The following is a 13,308-nucleotide window of genomic DNA, read 5'->3' on the forward strand; positions in this document are numbered from 1 at the left end:
GGTCAGGCCGCTCGTACGTCCCGCTCCGCGACCGCGTGCGCACACACGCGTGCGGCGCTCGAGCGGCGGCGCAGGAAGCGCGGCAGCGGCAGGGCCAGGTTGACGAAGCCCTCCGCCTGCATGGCGGCGAAGCCGATGCGCGGAAGGTCACCGGAGGCCCGGTAGACGACGAAGCGGGGCTCCCAGCGGGGCTGGAACTTCGCGTTGAACTTGTAGAGGGACTCGATCTGGAACCAGCGGGACAGGAAGACCAGCAGGCCGCGCCAGGCGCGCAGGACCGGGCCCGCGCCGATCTTCTCGCCGCGGGCGAGGGCCGAGCGGAACATGGCGAAGTTCAGCGACACGCGCGTGATGCCGAACTTCGGGGCCGCCTGGAGGGCGGCGACGATGAGCAGTTCGTTCATGCCGGGGTCGGCCGAGCGGTCCCGTCGCATCAGGTCCAGGGAGGCGCCGTCGGTGCCCCAGGGCACGAAGTGGAGGATCGCCTTGAGGTCGCCGTAGGGACCGGGCTGGTCGTCGGCCTTGTGGGCGGTGGCGATGAGGCAGTCGCCGTCGGCGAGGTCGCCGATGCGGCCGAGCGCCATCGAGAAGCCGCGCTCGGTGTCGGTGCCGCGCCAGTCGTCGGCGGCCTGCCGGATCCGCTGGAGTTCGGTCTCCCCGAGGTCACGGACGCGCCGGACCCGGGTCTCGTAACCGGCGCGCTCGATGCGCTTGACCATCTGGCGCACGTTGCGCATCGCGCGGCCGGCGAGCGAGAAATCCGCGACGTCCACCACCGCCTCGTCGCCCAGTTCGAGGGCGTCCAGGCCGGTCTCGCGGGTCCACACCTCACCGCCGGTCTCCGAGCAGCCCATGACGGCGGGCGTCCAGGAGTGGGCCTGTGCCTCGTCCATGAAGCGTTCGATGGCGCCCGGCCAGGCCTCGACGTCGCCGATCGGGTCGCCGCTGGCGAGCATCACGCCGGAGACGACGCGGTAGGTGACGGCCGCCTTGCCGCTGGGGGAGAAGACGACGGCCTTGTCGTGGCGCAGCGCGAAGTGCCCGAGGGAGTCACGGCCGCCGTGCTTGGCGAGCAGGGCCCTGAGGCGGGACTCGTCCTCCTCGGTGAGGCGGGCGGCGGGGTGCTCGGGGCGGAAGGCGAGGTAGATCGTCGTGATGGCCGTCAGCAGGCCGAGTGCGCCCAGGGAGACGCCGACCGTCCAGGAGGTGTCGCCCTGGTAGTCGACCGGGCCCTCGAAGCCGAACAGGCCGTACAGGACGTGGGTGAGACGGTCGGCCAGGCTCGGGTCGCCCACCATGCGGTTCGGGTGGACGCTGACGATGACCAGGCCCAGGACCAGCGAACCGGCGCCCATGAGGACGAAGTTGGCGAGCGCGCGCCACCGGCTGCGCGGGTCCGGCAGCGCCTTGAACTGGTCGCGGTGGCGCAGCAGCGGTGCGAGCAGGGCGAGCGAGATGACCGTGCCGAGCAGCGAGTGGCGGTAGGTGAACTGCGCCAGCGCGCCCGCCGGCAGCAGGGCCACCGCCGCCCGCCAGGCCCGGCGCTTGCGGCGCCTGAGGCCGTGGGCGAGCAGCAGCAACAGCACGCCGGTGCTGAGCGAGAGCGCGGCCGCGAACGGGCCGAGCGCGCCGGGCAGCACCTCGGCCAGGGTGTGCATACGGCTGTGCCGGAAGCGTGGGAAGACGCCGGCGGCGATGTCCAGAAGTCCTACGAGAGCGCAGGCTCTGGCGACGAGGACGGGGACGGCCTCGGGGCGCGGTCCGTGCAGTGCACGCCGCAGCCGTGTTGATCGGATCGGAACCCCGCCCGACATTTCCTCATCTGTCCTGACAGACATCGCATCCCGTGGTTCTGCGAGTGACTTTGGATCCGGAGCCCTGATTCGGGCATCCGGCGACATTGCGCCCTCTAGGACGGTGTCTCGTGAGGAGAGGTTCACTCATCTCCTCAAAGCCGTTTCAAAGGCCGAGGAAAGCGAAAGCAAGCAATGGGTCTCACGAGCAACAACACGCTGGTGCTGGCGGTCCTGGCCGCCATGGTGCTGTTCGCCGGCACGGTGTGGCTCTGGCCACGGCTGGCCCGCCGGGGCTGGCGTTCCGTCAGCGGCCGTGTGGGGCTGCTGCTGGCGGTGCAGCTCTCGCTCTTCGCGTCGGTGGGGCTCCTCGTCAACCAGAGTTTCGGGTTCTACGCGTCCTGGGCCGACCTGTTCGGCCGGGAGACCGACCAGGGGGTGGTCGTCGACCACACCTCGGGCGACCGGTCGGGTGCTCCCTTGCGGGTGACCGAGATCGGGTCGGTGCCCGGGAGGGTCGGCTTTCGGCCGTCGTCGGTCGGGCAGGTCCAGAAGGTCGACATAGTGGGCCGCAGCACGCACATCGCCTCACCGGCGTACGTCTATCTGCCGCCGGAGTATTTCCAGGAGCGCTATCGCGCCCGCAGCTTCCCCGCGGCCGTGGTCCTCACCGGTTATCCGGGCACCGCGAGGGCTCTGGTGGACAAGCTCCACTATCCGCGCACGGCTCAGGAACTCGTCAAGGACGGGCGTATGCGGCCGATGATCCTGGTGATGCTGCGGCCGACGGTGGCGCCGCCGCGCGACACCGAGTGCGTGGACATCCCCGGCGGCCCGCAGACCGAGTCCTTCTTCGCCGAGGACCTGCCGCGCGCGGTGGCGGAGCATTACAGGGTGGCCAAGGGGCCGCGGAGCTGGGGGATCGTCGGGGACTCCACGGGCGGCTACTGCGCGCTGAAGCTAGCCATGCACCACCCCGGGGTCTACGCGGCGGGGGCGGGCCTGTCCCCGTACTACAAGGCGCCGACCGACCCCACCACGGGCGACCTCTTCCAGGGCGTCAAGGCGCTGCGCGACCGCGCGAACCTGTGGTGGTGCCTCAAGCACCTGCCCGCCCCCGCCACCTCACTGCTCGTCAGCAGCAGCAAAGAGGGCGAGTCGAACTACAAGGACACGTTGAAGTTCATAGCGCGGGTGAAGGCGAAGGGAACGACACAGATGTCGTCGATCATCCTCGAAAGCGGCGGGCACAACTTCAACACCTGGCGGCGGGAGATCCCGGCGACCTTGGAGTGGATCAGTGGCCGACTCAGTGATCGATGAGCCGAATTCGCGACTCCTCTGATTCCTGATGTCGTGCGAAGGTCGCGGGATGGCTGCGTTTTTACGGGGCGGGGCACCATGCTTCGCCTACTCGCGGTAAGTTTCTGGCCATGCCACGTGGACGTCATCGCCATTCCCCGCCTCTGCACAGGCTGCTGCCTCCGTCGGCAATCGCAGGCGTCTCCCTCCTCTGCGCCTTCGGCCCCTGGCTGTTCTCCCAGCAGGCCGTGCTCCGCGTGATAGCCGCGTTCGCCGCGGCGGTCGCGATCGTGGGGGCGGCCGTGATGCGCCGTTGGGACGCGCAGGCGGGCAAGCAGGTCGCCGACCTCACGCGCGCGCGGGCGAGCGAGGAGTGGCGGCACGAGGAGCGGGTCGCCGAACTCGAGACCGACCTCGAGGAGTCGCGCGAGCTGCGCACCAAGCTGGAGCAGCGACTGCGGGCCAAGCGCGCGGAACTGGCCGGGCTGCGCAACGAACACGCGGCACTGCTGCGGCGGTACGCCACGGCGGAGACCGAGCGGGCGAGCGCCCTTGAGGGCCGCCGGCTGCTGGAGATAGAGGCCGCGCCGGAGCGTGAGCTGACTTCGGCGGACGGGGTGGACGAGGCGGACGCCGAAGCCGGGACCGAGGCGGCGGGGGCCACGGACGCGGAGGCATCCGGGACGGCGGACGAGAAGCCGGAGCGGCCCGCGGTCTTCTCGCCCGAAGGGTCGCGGCTGTGGCTGCGGGCGAACGCGGCGCTGAAGCGGCTCCATGAGGGCGGCGACGGGGACGGGGAGCCCGGGGCGGACGCGGAGGCGGACGCCGGGACGGGGGCTGAGACCGAGGCGGACGCCGAGACCGAAGCGGCGGTCGGCACCGGGACCAAGGCCGAGACACAGGCTCAGGTCGGCACCGAAACCGACGGCAAGGCAGGCTCCAAGGGCGAGGCGAAGCACCCCCCGGCGGCCGAGCCGAAGAACTCCCCTGCCGAGTCCGAGCCCGTGAAGGCCACCGCGCGCCCGGCGGACACCGCCGGCACCGAGGCGGAGGCCGCGCAGGAGGACGAGGCGCGGGGGAAGCCCGAGGCGGTCGACGGGCATGAGCACGCGGCCGCCACCACCCCGGCCAGAGCGGCCCAGCCGCCGCAGCGGCCCGCCGGGCACTTCATCGCGCCGACCGCGGTCGCCGTCGTGCCCACGGCTCCCGAGCGACGCCCGCGGGTCGAGGGCGGGTTCGACTTCTTCGGCACGAAGGGCGCCTCCAGCGAGGCCCTGGAGGCCGTGCAGAACGAGGACCTCGCCGATGTCGTCGGCCAGGAGGCGCTCGCGCTGCACAAGGCCGAGTCGGAGGCGGAGTTCAAGCCGGCCGACGAGGAGTCCCGGGGCATCGGCCAGGTCATCGACCTGACCGCCCACGACGAGACGGAACAGATCAACCTCAAGGGACTGCGCAGCGCGGTCTCCTGACGGTCGCACAGGTGTGTCCGAGGGGCACGGTCAGACCATCCACCGGTCGGGCCGTGCCCCTCTCCGTCCCGTACGCGACCGCTCCGCCTGCGCCCGGAGCAGCTCCGCGGCCTCCTGGGCGTCCCTCAGACGGGCCGTGACGGTCTTGTTGGCCCCCGTGTCCACGTGCACCTCGGCGATCCGCCACAGCCGCTCCCAGGGCCCCTGGACGAGCCGTACGCTCTGGACCTTCGCGTGCGGGACGAGCGCCAGGCTGCGGCGCAGCAGTCCCTGCCGTGACGCGAACACGGCGTCCGTGACGGCGAGTCCGTGGCCGCGCCACCAGACGGGCATGCAGCGTCCGGCCCGCCGCGGGGGCCGCACGAGGGCCGACGGCGACGGCACCACGACGCCGGGCAGCACGCGCGCGACGACCGCCTCGGCGACCTCGCGCGGAGCGACCGGCACCAGCACCGAGTTGGACGAACCGGCCACGTCCAGCTCCACCCGCACCCAGCCGCGCCGCCGCCACAGCAGCGGCTCCACGATCCGCACGGTCTGCACCCGCCCCGGCGGCACCGTCTCGTGCGAGCGGTCCAGCAGCCCGTGGTCGATGCGCAGCCCGTCCGGGGACTCGCTGACCGTCCAGTCGTACTCGGTGACGAACCGCCCCACGCTGCTCGCGCCCGCCGCGCCGAGCAGCGGCACGGCGGTCGCCAGGACCGTCCACAGGCTCTCGGTCGCCCACCACAGCAACGGCGGTACGACGAGGGCGGCGAGCAGGCTCATCCAGGTGGCGCCGGTCAGCACGACGGACAGCGCCAGATCGCGCGGGGGAGTGCGCATCAACTCGCGCGCGGGTGCCTCGCCGACCTCGTGCGCGGTCTCGGGGGCGAACCCGGCGGCGCGCGCGAGCAGTTCAGCGCGCAGCGCCCGCGCCTCGCGCTCCCCGAGGAAGGCCAGTTCGTCCTTCTTGTCGGTGCCGACGACATCGAGCCGCAGCTTCGCGACCCCCGCCACGCGCGCGAGGAGCGGCTGGGTCACGTCGATCGCCTGGATGCGCTCAAGGCGGATGTGCGCGGTGCGCCGGAACAACAGCCCGGTCCGTATGCGCAGTTCGGTGTCGGTGACCGCGAAGTGGGTGAACCACCAGGTGAGGAAGCCGTACAGGGCGGCGGCCGTGACGACGACGGCGAGCACGATCAGCAGGGTCGTGGTCGTCAGCCGGGTCAGCTGGCGCTGCGCCTGGTCCGGGTCGTGCACCGCCCACCCGATGACGACGGCCACCGGCGCCCACGCCCGCCTGAGCGGCGTTATGGGATGCAGCCGCCGCTCGGTGACGGCCTCCTTCTCGTGGACGGCGTCGTCGACGCCCGGCGTCGTCACAGGCCCGCCGATCGGGCCTCGCCGAGTTCGGTGAGCCGGTCACGCAGCCGTTCCGCCTCGGCCGGGTCCAGGCCCGGGATGGTGGCGTCGGTCGCCGCGGCCGCCGTGTGCAGCTGCACGCTGGCCAGCCCGAAGTGCCGCTCCACGGGCCCGGAGGTGACCTCCACCAGCTGCATGCGGCCGTACGGCACCACGGTCTCCTCGCGCCACAGCACGCCCCGGCTGATCAGCAGGTCGTCCGCGCGCTCGGCGTAGCGCCAGGAGCGCCAGTTGCGGCCGATCAGCACCCAGCCCCAGACGATGAGCGCGACCGGCAGCAGCGCGAACGCCGCCCACCCCGGCCCGCACAGCAGCCCGAGCAGCACCCCGAGACCCACGGCGAGCAGTCCCAGCCACACCACCAGCAACATCCGGCGCATCCGCAGCAGCCCCGGCGGCAGCCCGGTCCACACCGGCTCGGCCCCCGCGACCCCTGTGTCCTGCCCGCTCCCCGTCTCCATGAGGTCAGCGTACGTAGGTCAGACTGTGTTCATGACTCCTACGACGGAGACCACGGTCGGCATCGGCGGCGCCGCGGAGAGCACCGACATGGTGCTCAACATCGGACCGCAGCACCCGTCCACCCACGGCGTGCTGCGCCTGCGGCTGGTCCTGGACGGCGAGCGCATCGTGAGCGCCGAGCCGGTGATCGGCTACATGCACCGGGGCGCGGAGAAGCTGTTCGAGGCCCGCGACTACCGCCAGATCATCATGCTCGCCAACCGCCACGACTGGCTGTCGGCGTTCTCCAACGAGCTGGGCGTGGTCCTCGGTGTGGAGCGCATGCTCGGCATGGAGGTGCCCACGCGCGCGGTGTGGACCCGCACGCTGCTCGCCGAGCTGAACCGGGTGCTCAACCACCTGATGTTCCTGGGCTCGTACCCGCTGGAGCTGGGCGGGATCACCCCGGTCTTCTACGCGTTCCGGGAGCGGGAGGTCCTCCAGAACGTCATGGAGGAGGTCTCCGGCGGCCGCATGCACTACATGTTCAACCGGGTCGGCGGCCTCAAGGAGGACCTGCCGGCCGGCTGGGCCACGCGTGCGCGTGCCGCCGTCGCCGCCGTGCGCTCGCGCATGGACCGCTTCGACGACCTGGTGCTCGGCAACGAGATCTTCCGGGGGCGCACCCGGGACGTCGGTGTCCTCGCCCCGGAGACCGTGCACGCCTACGGCGTCAGCGGGCCCATCGCACGTGCCTCGGGCGTCGACTTCGACCTGCGCCGCGACGAGCCCTACCTCGCCTACGGCGAACTCCAGGACACCCTGAAGGTGGTGACCCGCCAGGAGGGCGACTGCCTCGCCCGCTTCGAGATCCTGCTGGAGCAGACGCACAACGCCCTCGACCTCGCCGACGCCTGCCTGGACCGGCTCGCGGACCTGCCGCCCGGCCCGATCAACCAGCGGCTCCCGAAGGTCCTGAAGGCGCCCGAGGGGCACACGTACGCGTGGACCGAGAACCCGCTCGGCATCAACGGCTACTACCTCGTCAGCAAGGGCGAGAAGACCCCGTACCGGCTGAAGCTGCGCTCGGCCTCGTACAACAACATCCAGGCGCTGGTCGAACTACTGCCGGGGACGCTGGTGGCGGACATGGTCGCGATCCTCGGGTCACTGTTCTTCGTGGTCGGGGACATCGACAAGTAGGGCGCTCCGGCCGACGGGCGAGTCCGGGATTCCCACCGGCTGGAGGAGCCAGCCGAAGTCGCCGAGCCCGCCCGCCGCGGTGAGTTCGGCGGCCTCTCCGGCGCGCGCGAGGGCGCGTACGTACGCGGCGGGGTCGGTGGAGGCGAGGGCGAGCGCGGGGCGTGCGCCCGTGATGCCGAGGGCGCGCAGGGCGTCGCGCTGGCGCAGGACGCGTCCGCCGGGCCGGGTGCAGGCGTCCAGCGCCACATGCGCCGTGAGATCGCACGACCCGTCCGGCACCGGTGCCGTCTCGCGGCCCTCGCGGAAGCCGGTGAGCGTCCCGAAAGGGGGCCGGGTGCCGGACGTGTGCGCGTAGTCGACGGCGACCGCGAGTCCCCGCTCGACGGTCGCGACCGCCGATGTCCACGCCTCGTCCCGGGGCAGGCCGATCTCGGCCCGCAGCCCCTCCTCGGGCGGCAGCGGCCACCACCTCTCCAGCCACCGGGCCTCCGCCCCGGCGACCGGTTCCCCGAGACGCTCGCGGCCGTCCCGGCGTACGAGAACCCGGCGCGGCACGCCCGAGGAGTCCGTCTCGGCGATCTCCAGGGGTACGTTGTCCAGCCATTCGTTGGCGAACAGCAGCCCGTGGACGCCGCTCGGGGGCTCGGGCAGCCACTCGATGCGGTGAGCGAGGTCCGCGGGGCGGTCGGCGATCTCGACGGCACACACGCGCGTGCGGGCGGCCACCTCGGCGGGCAGGGCGGCGAGGACGCCTGCGGCCAACTCCCCCCGGCCCGCGGCCATGTCGACGAAGTCGAGCCGGGCGGGCCGGCCCAGCGCGTCGTCCACACGGCACAGGAGCCCGGCCACGGCCACGGCGAACAACGGCGAGGCGTGCACGGACGTACGGAAGTGCCCGGCGGGTCCTTCCGGCCCGCGGTAGAAGCCGTCCGGCCCGTACAGGGCGGCCTCGGTGGCGGCCCGCCAGCCGGTCCAGCCGTCCGCGGGTGCTTTCCTCGTCGCATCGGTCATGACATCGCTCACGTCGCCAGGCTAGGCGGCCCGGGGAACGTGGCCTCCACCTTGGGGAGTACGCGCGCTCGGTACGGATCGGTCCTCCGGTTGACCCCCGCACACTGCACGCTTCCCTACGCTGGGTTACGTGCAGCGCCTCTATGACTTCCTCCGCAGGCATCCGACAGGTGTCGACGCCCTCTGGGCGGTCTTCCTGTTCGGGATTTCGCTCGCGAGCGAAACCGCCGGTGGGGGGTCCCAGGGGACCGGGTCCCCGTTCGCGATCATTCCGATCGTCCTGCTGTTGTGCCTGGTGATCGCGTTGCGCCGGCGGATGCCGGAGAAGATGCTGCTGCTGGCCATCGGGCTCGGGGTGGCGCAGCTCGTGCTGGACGTGGAGACCACGGCCGCCGACTTCGCCTTCCTGGTGATCGTTTACACGGTGGCCGCCACGGCCTCCCGCTGGGCCTCCCGGCTGGCCCTGACGACGGGCCTGTGCGCCGCCCCCCTGGCGCAGCTGCGCTGGCCCGAGCAGCACTCCAGCACCCTCGGCAATGTCGCGATCGTGATCTTCCAGACCGTGCCGTTCGCCCTGGCCTGGGTGCTCGGGGACTCGATCCGCACCCGCCGCGCGTACTTCGCGCAGCTGGAGGAGCGCAACGCCCGCCTGGAGAAGGAGCGCGAGGCGCAGGCCAAGGTCGCCGTCGCCGCCGAGCGCGCCCGGATCGCCCGCGAACTCCATGACGTCGTCGCGCACAACGTGTCCGTCATGGTGGTCCAGGCCGACGGCGCCGCCTATGTCCTCGACGCGGCACCGGACCAGGCCAAGAAGGCCCTGGAGACCATCTCCTCCACCGGCCGCCAGGCGCTCGCCGAGATGCGCCGCCTGCTGGGCGTGCTGCGCACCGGCGAGCACCAGGAGGGCGGCGAGTACGTGCCGCAGCCCGACGTCGAGCAGATCGAGGACCTCGTCGAGCAGTGCCGCGGCTCCGGGCTCCCCGTCGACTTCAAGATCGAGGGCACCCCGCGCCCGCTGCCCAGTGGCGTCGAGCTCACCGCGTACCGGATCGTCCAGGAGGCGCTCACCAACACGCGCAAGCACGGCGGCCCCCACGCGGGCGCGAGCGTGCGGCTGGTCTACTTCGACGACGGGCTCGGTCTGCTCGTCGAGGACGACGGCAAGGGCGCCCCGCACGAGCTGTACGAGGAGGGCGGTGCCGACGGCGCGGGACACGGCCTGATCGGCATGCGCGAGCGGGTCGGCATGGTCGGGGGCACCCTGGACGCGGGCCCCCGGCCCGGCGGAGGATTCCGCATCAGTGCGCTGCTGCCGCTCAAACCGGCGCATTGACGCCGACGCACGCCCCCTGTTGACACCTGTCACGCCCCCACGCCCCACGCCCATACGACCCCGCGACACGACTCAAGACCCCGAGAAGACGGAAGAGGACCGATGACGATCCGCGTGATGCTCGTCGACGATCAGGTGCTGCTGCGCACCGGGTTCCGGATGGTGCTCGCCGCCCAGCCGGACATGGATGTCGTCGCGGAGGCGGGGGACGGGGTGGAGGCCCTCCAGGTGCTCCGCTCGACCGCCGTCGACGTGGTCCTCATGGACGTCCGCATGCCGAAGCTCGACGGCGTGGAGACCACCCGCCGCATCTGCTCGGAGCCCGACCCGCCGAAGGTGCTGATCCTGACCACCTTCGACCTCGACGAGTACGCCTTCTCCGGGCTCAAGGCGGGCGCCTCCGGCTTCATGCTCAAGGACGTCCCGCCCGGCGAACTGCTCACCGCGATCCGCTCGGTGCACAGCGGCGACGCCGTGGTCGCCCCCTCGACCACCCGGCGCCTGCTCGACCGGTTCGCGCCGATGCTGCCGACCAGCGGCAAGGAGCCGCAGTACAAGGAGCTGGAGCGGCTCACCGACCGGGAGCGCGAGGTCATGGTCCTGGTCGCACAGGGGCTGTCCAACGGCGAGATCGCGGCCCGGCTGGTCCTGTCCGAGGCCACCGTGAAGACGCACGTCGGCCGCATCCTGACCAAGCTGGGCCTCAGGGACCGGGTGCAGGTGGTGGTCCTCGCCTACGAGACCGGGCTGGTGCGGGCGGGCGGCGGGCAGGGGTGAGTCACGGGGGTGCGGCCCGCGGCTAGCGCAGGATCCCTTCCAGGAAGTCGCTGCCCAGTCTCGCCACCACGGTGACGTCCAGCTGGTGCAGGACGTACCGGCCGCGGCGGCGGGTGGTGAGCAGGCCCGCCTTCTTCAGGACGCCCAGGTGCCGGGATATCTCCGGGGCGGTCATGCCGTGCACCTGGGCCAGCTCGCTGGTGGTGTAGGCGCTGCGGGCCAGATGACGGCACAGGCGCATGCGGACCGGGTGGGAGAGCGCGGTCATCCGCAGGGCCAGCTCCTCGACCGAGGGCGGGGAGGCGAGCTCGGCGGAGCCGACCGGGTAGTGCAGGACCGGCTGCCAGCCGTACCGGTGCAGGACGCTCAGGTGCGGCCAGCCCAGGCTCGTGGGCACCAGCAGCAGGCCGCCCTCCGCGGTCGCACTGTGGCCCGAGCCCAGCTTGTCGACCGTGATGCGGTCGGCGGCCTCGTCGAGGGTGACCGCCGACGACACCGCGGTCAGCGCCTCCGCGAGGCCCTTGCGGCGCAGCAGGTCCGTCTTGTGGCGGGCGTCGGCCGCGAGCTGGTGGCGCAGCCGGGACCAGGTGTCCGCGAAGAACGCCTCCTCGCAGTCCTCCACGAACTGCCGGAGCCAGGCCCGGGTCCGGGGCGGATCGGTCAGCAGCCGCTCGGCGAACCGCACCTGCCGCGGCCCGCGCGAGGCGGCCAGCTCCAGGGCACGGCGGTGCAGCGCGGCGTCGGAGAGCGCACTGGGGCCGTGCGAGCAGTACGGCATCGCGCAGGTGAACTCCAGGGCCGCGTCCACGAACTGCTCGTCCGTCAGTTTGTCGAGCAGGTCCAGGTCCTCGGCGATGGTCGCCCCCGGAAGCGTGGTCCGGCCCGGGACACCGGCGAACGGCAGGAACAGGTCCGAGAACGTCGTTCGCCACAGGAAGTCCGCCTCGCACATCCGGTCGGCCAGATGCGGGTCGAGGCGGGCCGTCACACCGGTCACCCAGCCCTGGAGCCCCGGGTGATGCCCCGGTTCGGCCAGCGCGTGCAGCGCCATGCCGAGCTCGGCCAGGGGAGAGGCCACCACGGCGACCCTCTCCGGCCGCAGCCCCGCGATGTCGATGCGCACGCTCATGGCCTCATGGTGCACCCCGCCACTGACAACGCCCCCCCGATTGACGGCGACCGTCAATCGGGGGGCGCCGGCTTCGCCGAGGGTCCCGCTCCAGGCGCCGGGTCCCGGCAACCAGGTTCTAGCCGCCGAGCCCCGGCAGCCGGGTCGCGAAGTCCGCGGCCGCTGCCCGCACGTCCTCCGCCGTCCATTCCAGCGCGGCGGCACGGACGTAGACCTCGGTCATGGACAGGCCCGGGCCCTTCTCGTCCCAGGGGTTGGTGAACAGGGCCCTCCCGGTCTCCTCGGACTGCCGGATCGCCGCCTCGGAGACCTCGTCGACGCCGTACGGCAGCCAGACCTGGAAGTCGAAGGTGTGCGGCACCTCGGGGAACACCCGCGCCCACGCCAACCCGGCCTGCGCGAACCCCTCGCGCAGCGCGGCGGCCACCGCGCGCGCGTGGGTGACGTACTCGGGCAGCCGGGGCAGTTCCCGCTCCAGGCCGGCCAGCGCCGACAGGACGGTCGGGAACTGCTGGAAGACCGCTCCTCCGTACCGGTGCCGCCAGGTCTTCGCCTCCTCGACCAGGGTCTTCGGGCCGGCGAGCGCGGCCCCGCCGAAGGCCTGGAGCGACTTGTAGAACGACACGTAGACGCTGTCCGCGAGGTCCGCTATCTCGTCCAGGGGGTGGCCGAAGTGGACGGTGGTGTCCCACAGCCGGGCGCCGTCGAAGTGCACGACCGCGTCGCGCTCGCGCGCCGCCGCCACGAGCTCGGTGAGCTCCTCCCAGGTGGGCAGCACGTACCCGGCGTCCCTGAGGGGCAGTTCCAGCATCAGCGCCCCGAAGGGCTCCGGGAAGCCGCGGACCTCGTCGGCGCTCGGCATCCGGGGCTCGCTCGTCACCTGGACGGGACGCAGACCGGAGACCTCACGGAAGGCGTCGCGCTCGTACACCTCGGGGTGGGCCAGGGCGTGCAGGGCGACGGTGGGGTTGCCGGTGCGGCCCGCCCAGCACCGCAGGGCCACCTGCTGGGCCATCGTGCCGGTCGGGAAGAACGCGGCGGCCTCCTTGCCGAGGAGAGCCGCGACCTTCTCCTCCAGGGCCTCGACGACGCCGTTCCCGTAGAGGTCGCCCGGCTCGTCCAGGTCGTAGAACTCCTCGACCCCGTCGAGCAGGGCGAGGCGCTCGCGCAGGGGGGCGAGCATCTCCAGGCGCGCCAGGGTGCGCTCCGCCTTCCGGTACGCGTCGATGCGCCGGGTGCGGCGGCGCAGCAGCCGTTCCTCCTCCGTGAGCGGTTCCGGCTGTTCCCCGTCCGCCGGCTGCCCGGCGCTGTGCTGCGCTGTGTCATGCATGCCCGGATCATCTCCCGCCGCCCCGGCGGAGGACACCGGATTTCCCGGCTCTCGCAAGACACCGGTCCTCCTGCTCCACCACCCCGCGGCAACCCACAGCCTGTGGACAACCGGAC

General features: G+C 72.4%; 11 protein-coding genes. 5 read left to right on the forward strand and 6 right to left on the reverse strand.

Going from position 1 to position 13,308, the window contains the following annotated elements; genetic code table 11:
- Positions 1 to 2: 2 nt before the first annotated feature.
- The gene (locus H295_RS0140425) at positions 3 to 1,814 is read right to left on the reverse strand and encodes a phosphatidylglycerol lysyltransferase domain-containing protein (RefSeq protein WP_020141061.1); all 1,812 of its coding nucleotides are present in this window, start codon (positions 1,812 to 1,814) and stop codon (positions 3 to 5) included.
- Between the two features lie 174 nt (positions 1,815 to 1,988).
- Between H295_RS0140425 and H295_RS0140430 the strand changes: the two genes are divergently transcribed.
- Positions 1,989 to 3,116, forward strand: coding sequence for an alpha/beta hydrolase (locus H295_RS0140430; RefSeq protein WP_020141062.1), 1,128 nt, complete (start codon positions 1,989 to 1,991; stop codon positions 3,114 to 3,116).
- Between the two features lie 110 nt (positions 3,117 to 3,226).
- Positions 3,227 to 4,564 (forward strand): hypothetical protein, encoded by a 1,338-nt coding sequence (locus H295_RS0140435; protein ID WP_199788683.1) that lies wholly within the window; start codon positions 3,227 to 3,229, stop codon positions 4,562 to 4,564.
- 30 nt (positions 4,565 to 4,594) lie between these two features.
- Here the strand turns inward: H295_RS0140435 and H295_RS0140440 are convergent, their stop codons facing one another.
- Positions 4,595 to 5,929, reverse strand: coding sequence for a PH domain-containing protein (locus H295_RS0140440; protein ID WP_020141064.1), 1,335 nt, complete (start codon positions 5,927 to 5,929; stop codon positions 4,595 to 4,597).
- The gene (locus tag H295_RS0140445; protein WP_020141065.1) at positions 5,926 to 6,429 is read right to left on the reverse strand and encodes a PH domain-containing protein; all 504 of its coding nucleotides are present in this window, start codon (positions 6,427 to 6,429) and stop codon (positions 5,926 to 5,928) included. Before H295_RS0140445 ends, H295_RS0140440 begins: the two co-directional genes overlap by 4 nt.
- A 31-nt stretch (positions 6,430 to 6,460) precedes the next feature.
- Here H295_RS0140445 and H295_RS0140450 point away from each other — a divergent pair, with 31 nt between their 5' ends.
- Positions 6,461 to 7,612, forward strand: coding sequence for an NADH-quinone oxidoreductase subunit D (locus tag H295_RS0140450; protein ID WP_028810197.1), 1,152 nt, complete (start codon positions 6,461 to 6,463; stop codon positions 7,610 to 7,612).
- On the opposite strand, the gene H295_RS0140455 is transcribed toward H295_RS0140450, so the two are convergent.
- The gene (locus H295_RS0140455; RefSeq protein WP_020141067.1) at positions 7,577 to 8,623 is read right to left on the reverse strand and encodes an SAM-dependent methyltransferase; all 1,047 of its coding nucleotides are present in this window, start codon (positions 8,621 to 8,623) and stop codon (positions 7,577 to 7,579) included. The two genes, H295_RS0140450 and H295_RS0140455, sit on opposite strands and share 36 nt — an antisense overlap.
- 130 nt (positions 8,624 to 8,753) lie before the next feature.
- On the opposite strand from H295_RS0140455, the gene H295_RS0140460 reads away from it, so the two are divergent.
- The gene (locus H295_RS0140460) at positions 8,754 to 9,956 is read left to right on the forward strand and encodes a sensor histidine kinase (RefSeq protein WP_020141068.1); all 1,203 of its coding nucleotides are present in this window, start codon (positions 8,754 to 8,756) and stop codon (positions 9,954 to 9,956) included.
- A 102-nt stretch (positions 9,957 to 10,058) separates the two neighbouring features.
- Complete coding sequence (locus tag H295_RS0140465) at positions 10,059 to 10,733, forward strand: response regulator transcription factor (RefSeq protein ID WP_020141069.1); 675 nt, start codon at positions 10,059 to 10,061, stop codon at positions 10,731 to 10,733.
- Positions 10,734 to 10,755: 22 nt separating this feature from the next.
- Here H295_RS0140465 and H295_RS0140470 read toward each other — a convergent pair whose 3' ends face one another.
- On the reverse strand, positions 10,756 to 11,862 hold the full coding sequence (locus H295_RS0140470) for a DUF5937 family protein (protein ID WP_020141070.1): 1,107 nt from the start codon (positions 11,860 to 11,862) through the stop codon (positions 10,756 to 10,758).
- Positions 11,863 to 11,980: 118 nt separating this feature from the next.
- Complete coding sequence (locus H295_RS0140475; protein ID WP_020141071.1) at positions 11,981 to 13,192, reverse strand: threonine aldolase family protein; 1,212 nt, start codon at positions 13,190 to 13,192, stop codon at positions 11,981 to 11,983.
- Positions 13,193 to 13,308: the final 116 nt, after the last annotated feature.

Source organism: Streptomyces sp. 351MFTsu5.1 (assembly GCF_000383655.1).
Classification (GTDB): domain Bacteria; phylum Actinomycetota; class Actinomycetes; order Streptomycetales; family Streptomycetaceae; genus Streptomyces; species Streptomyces griseorubiginosus.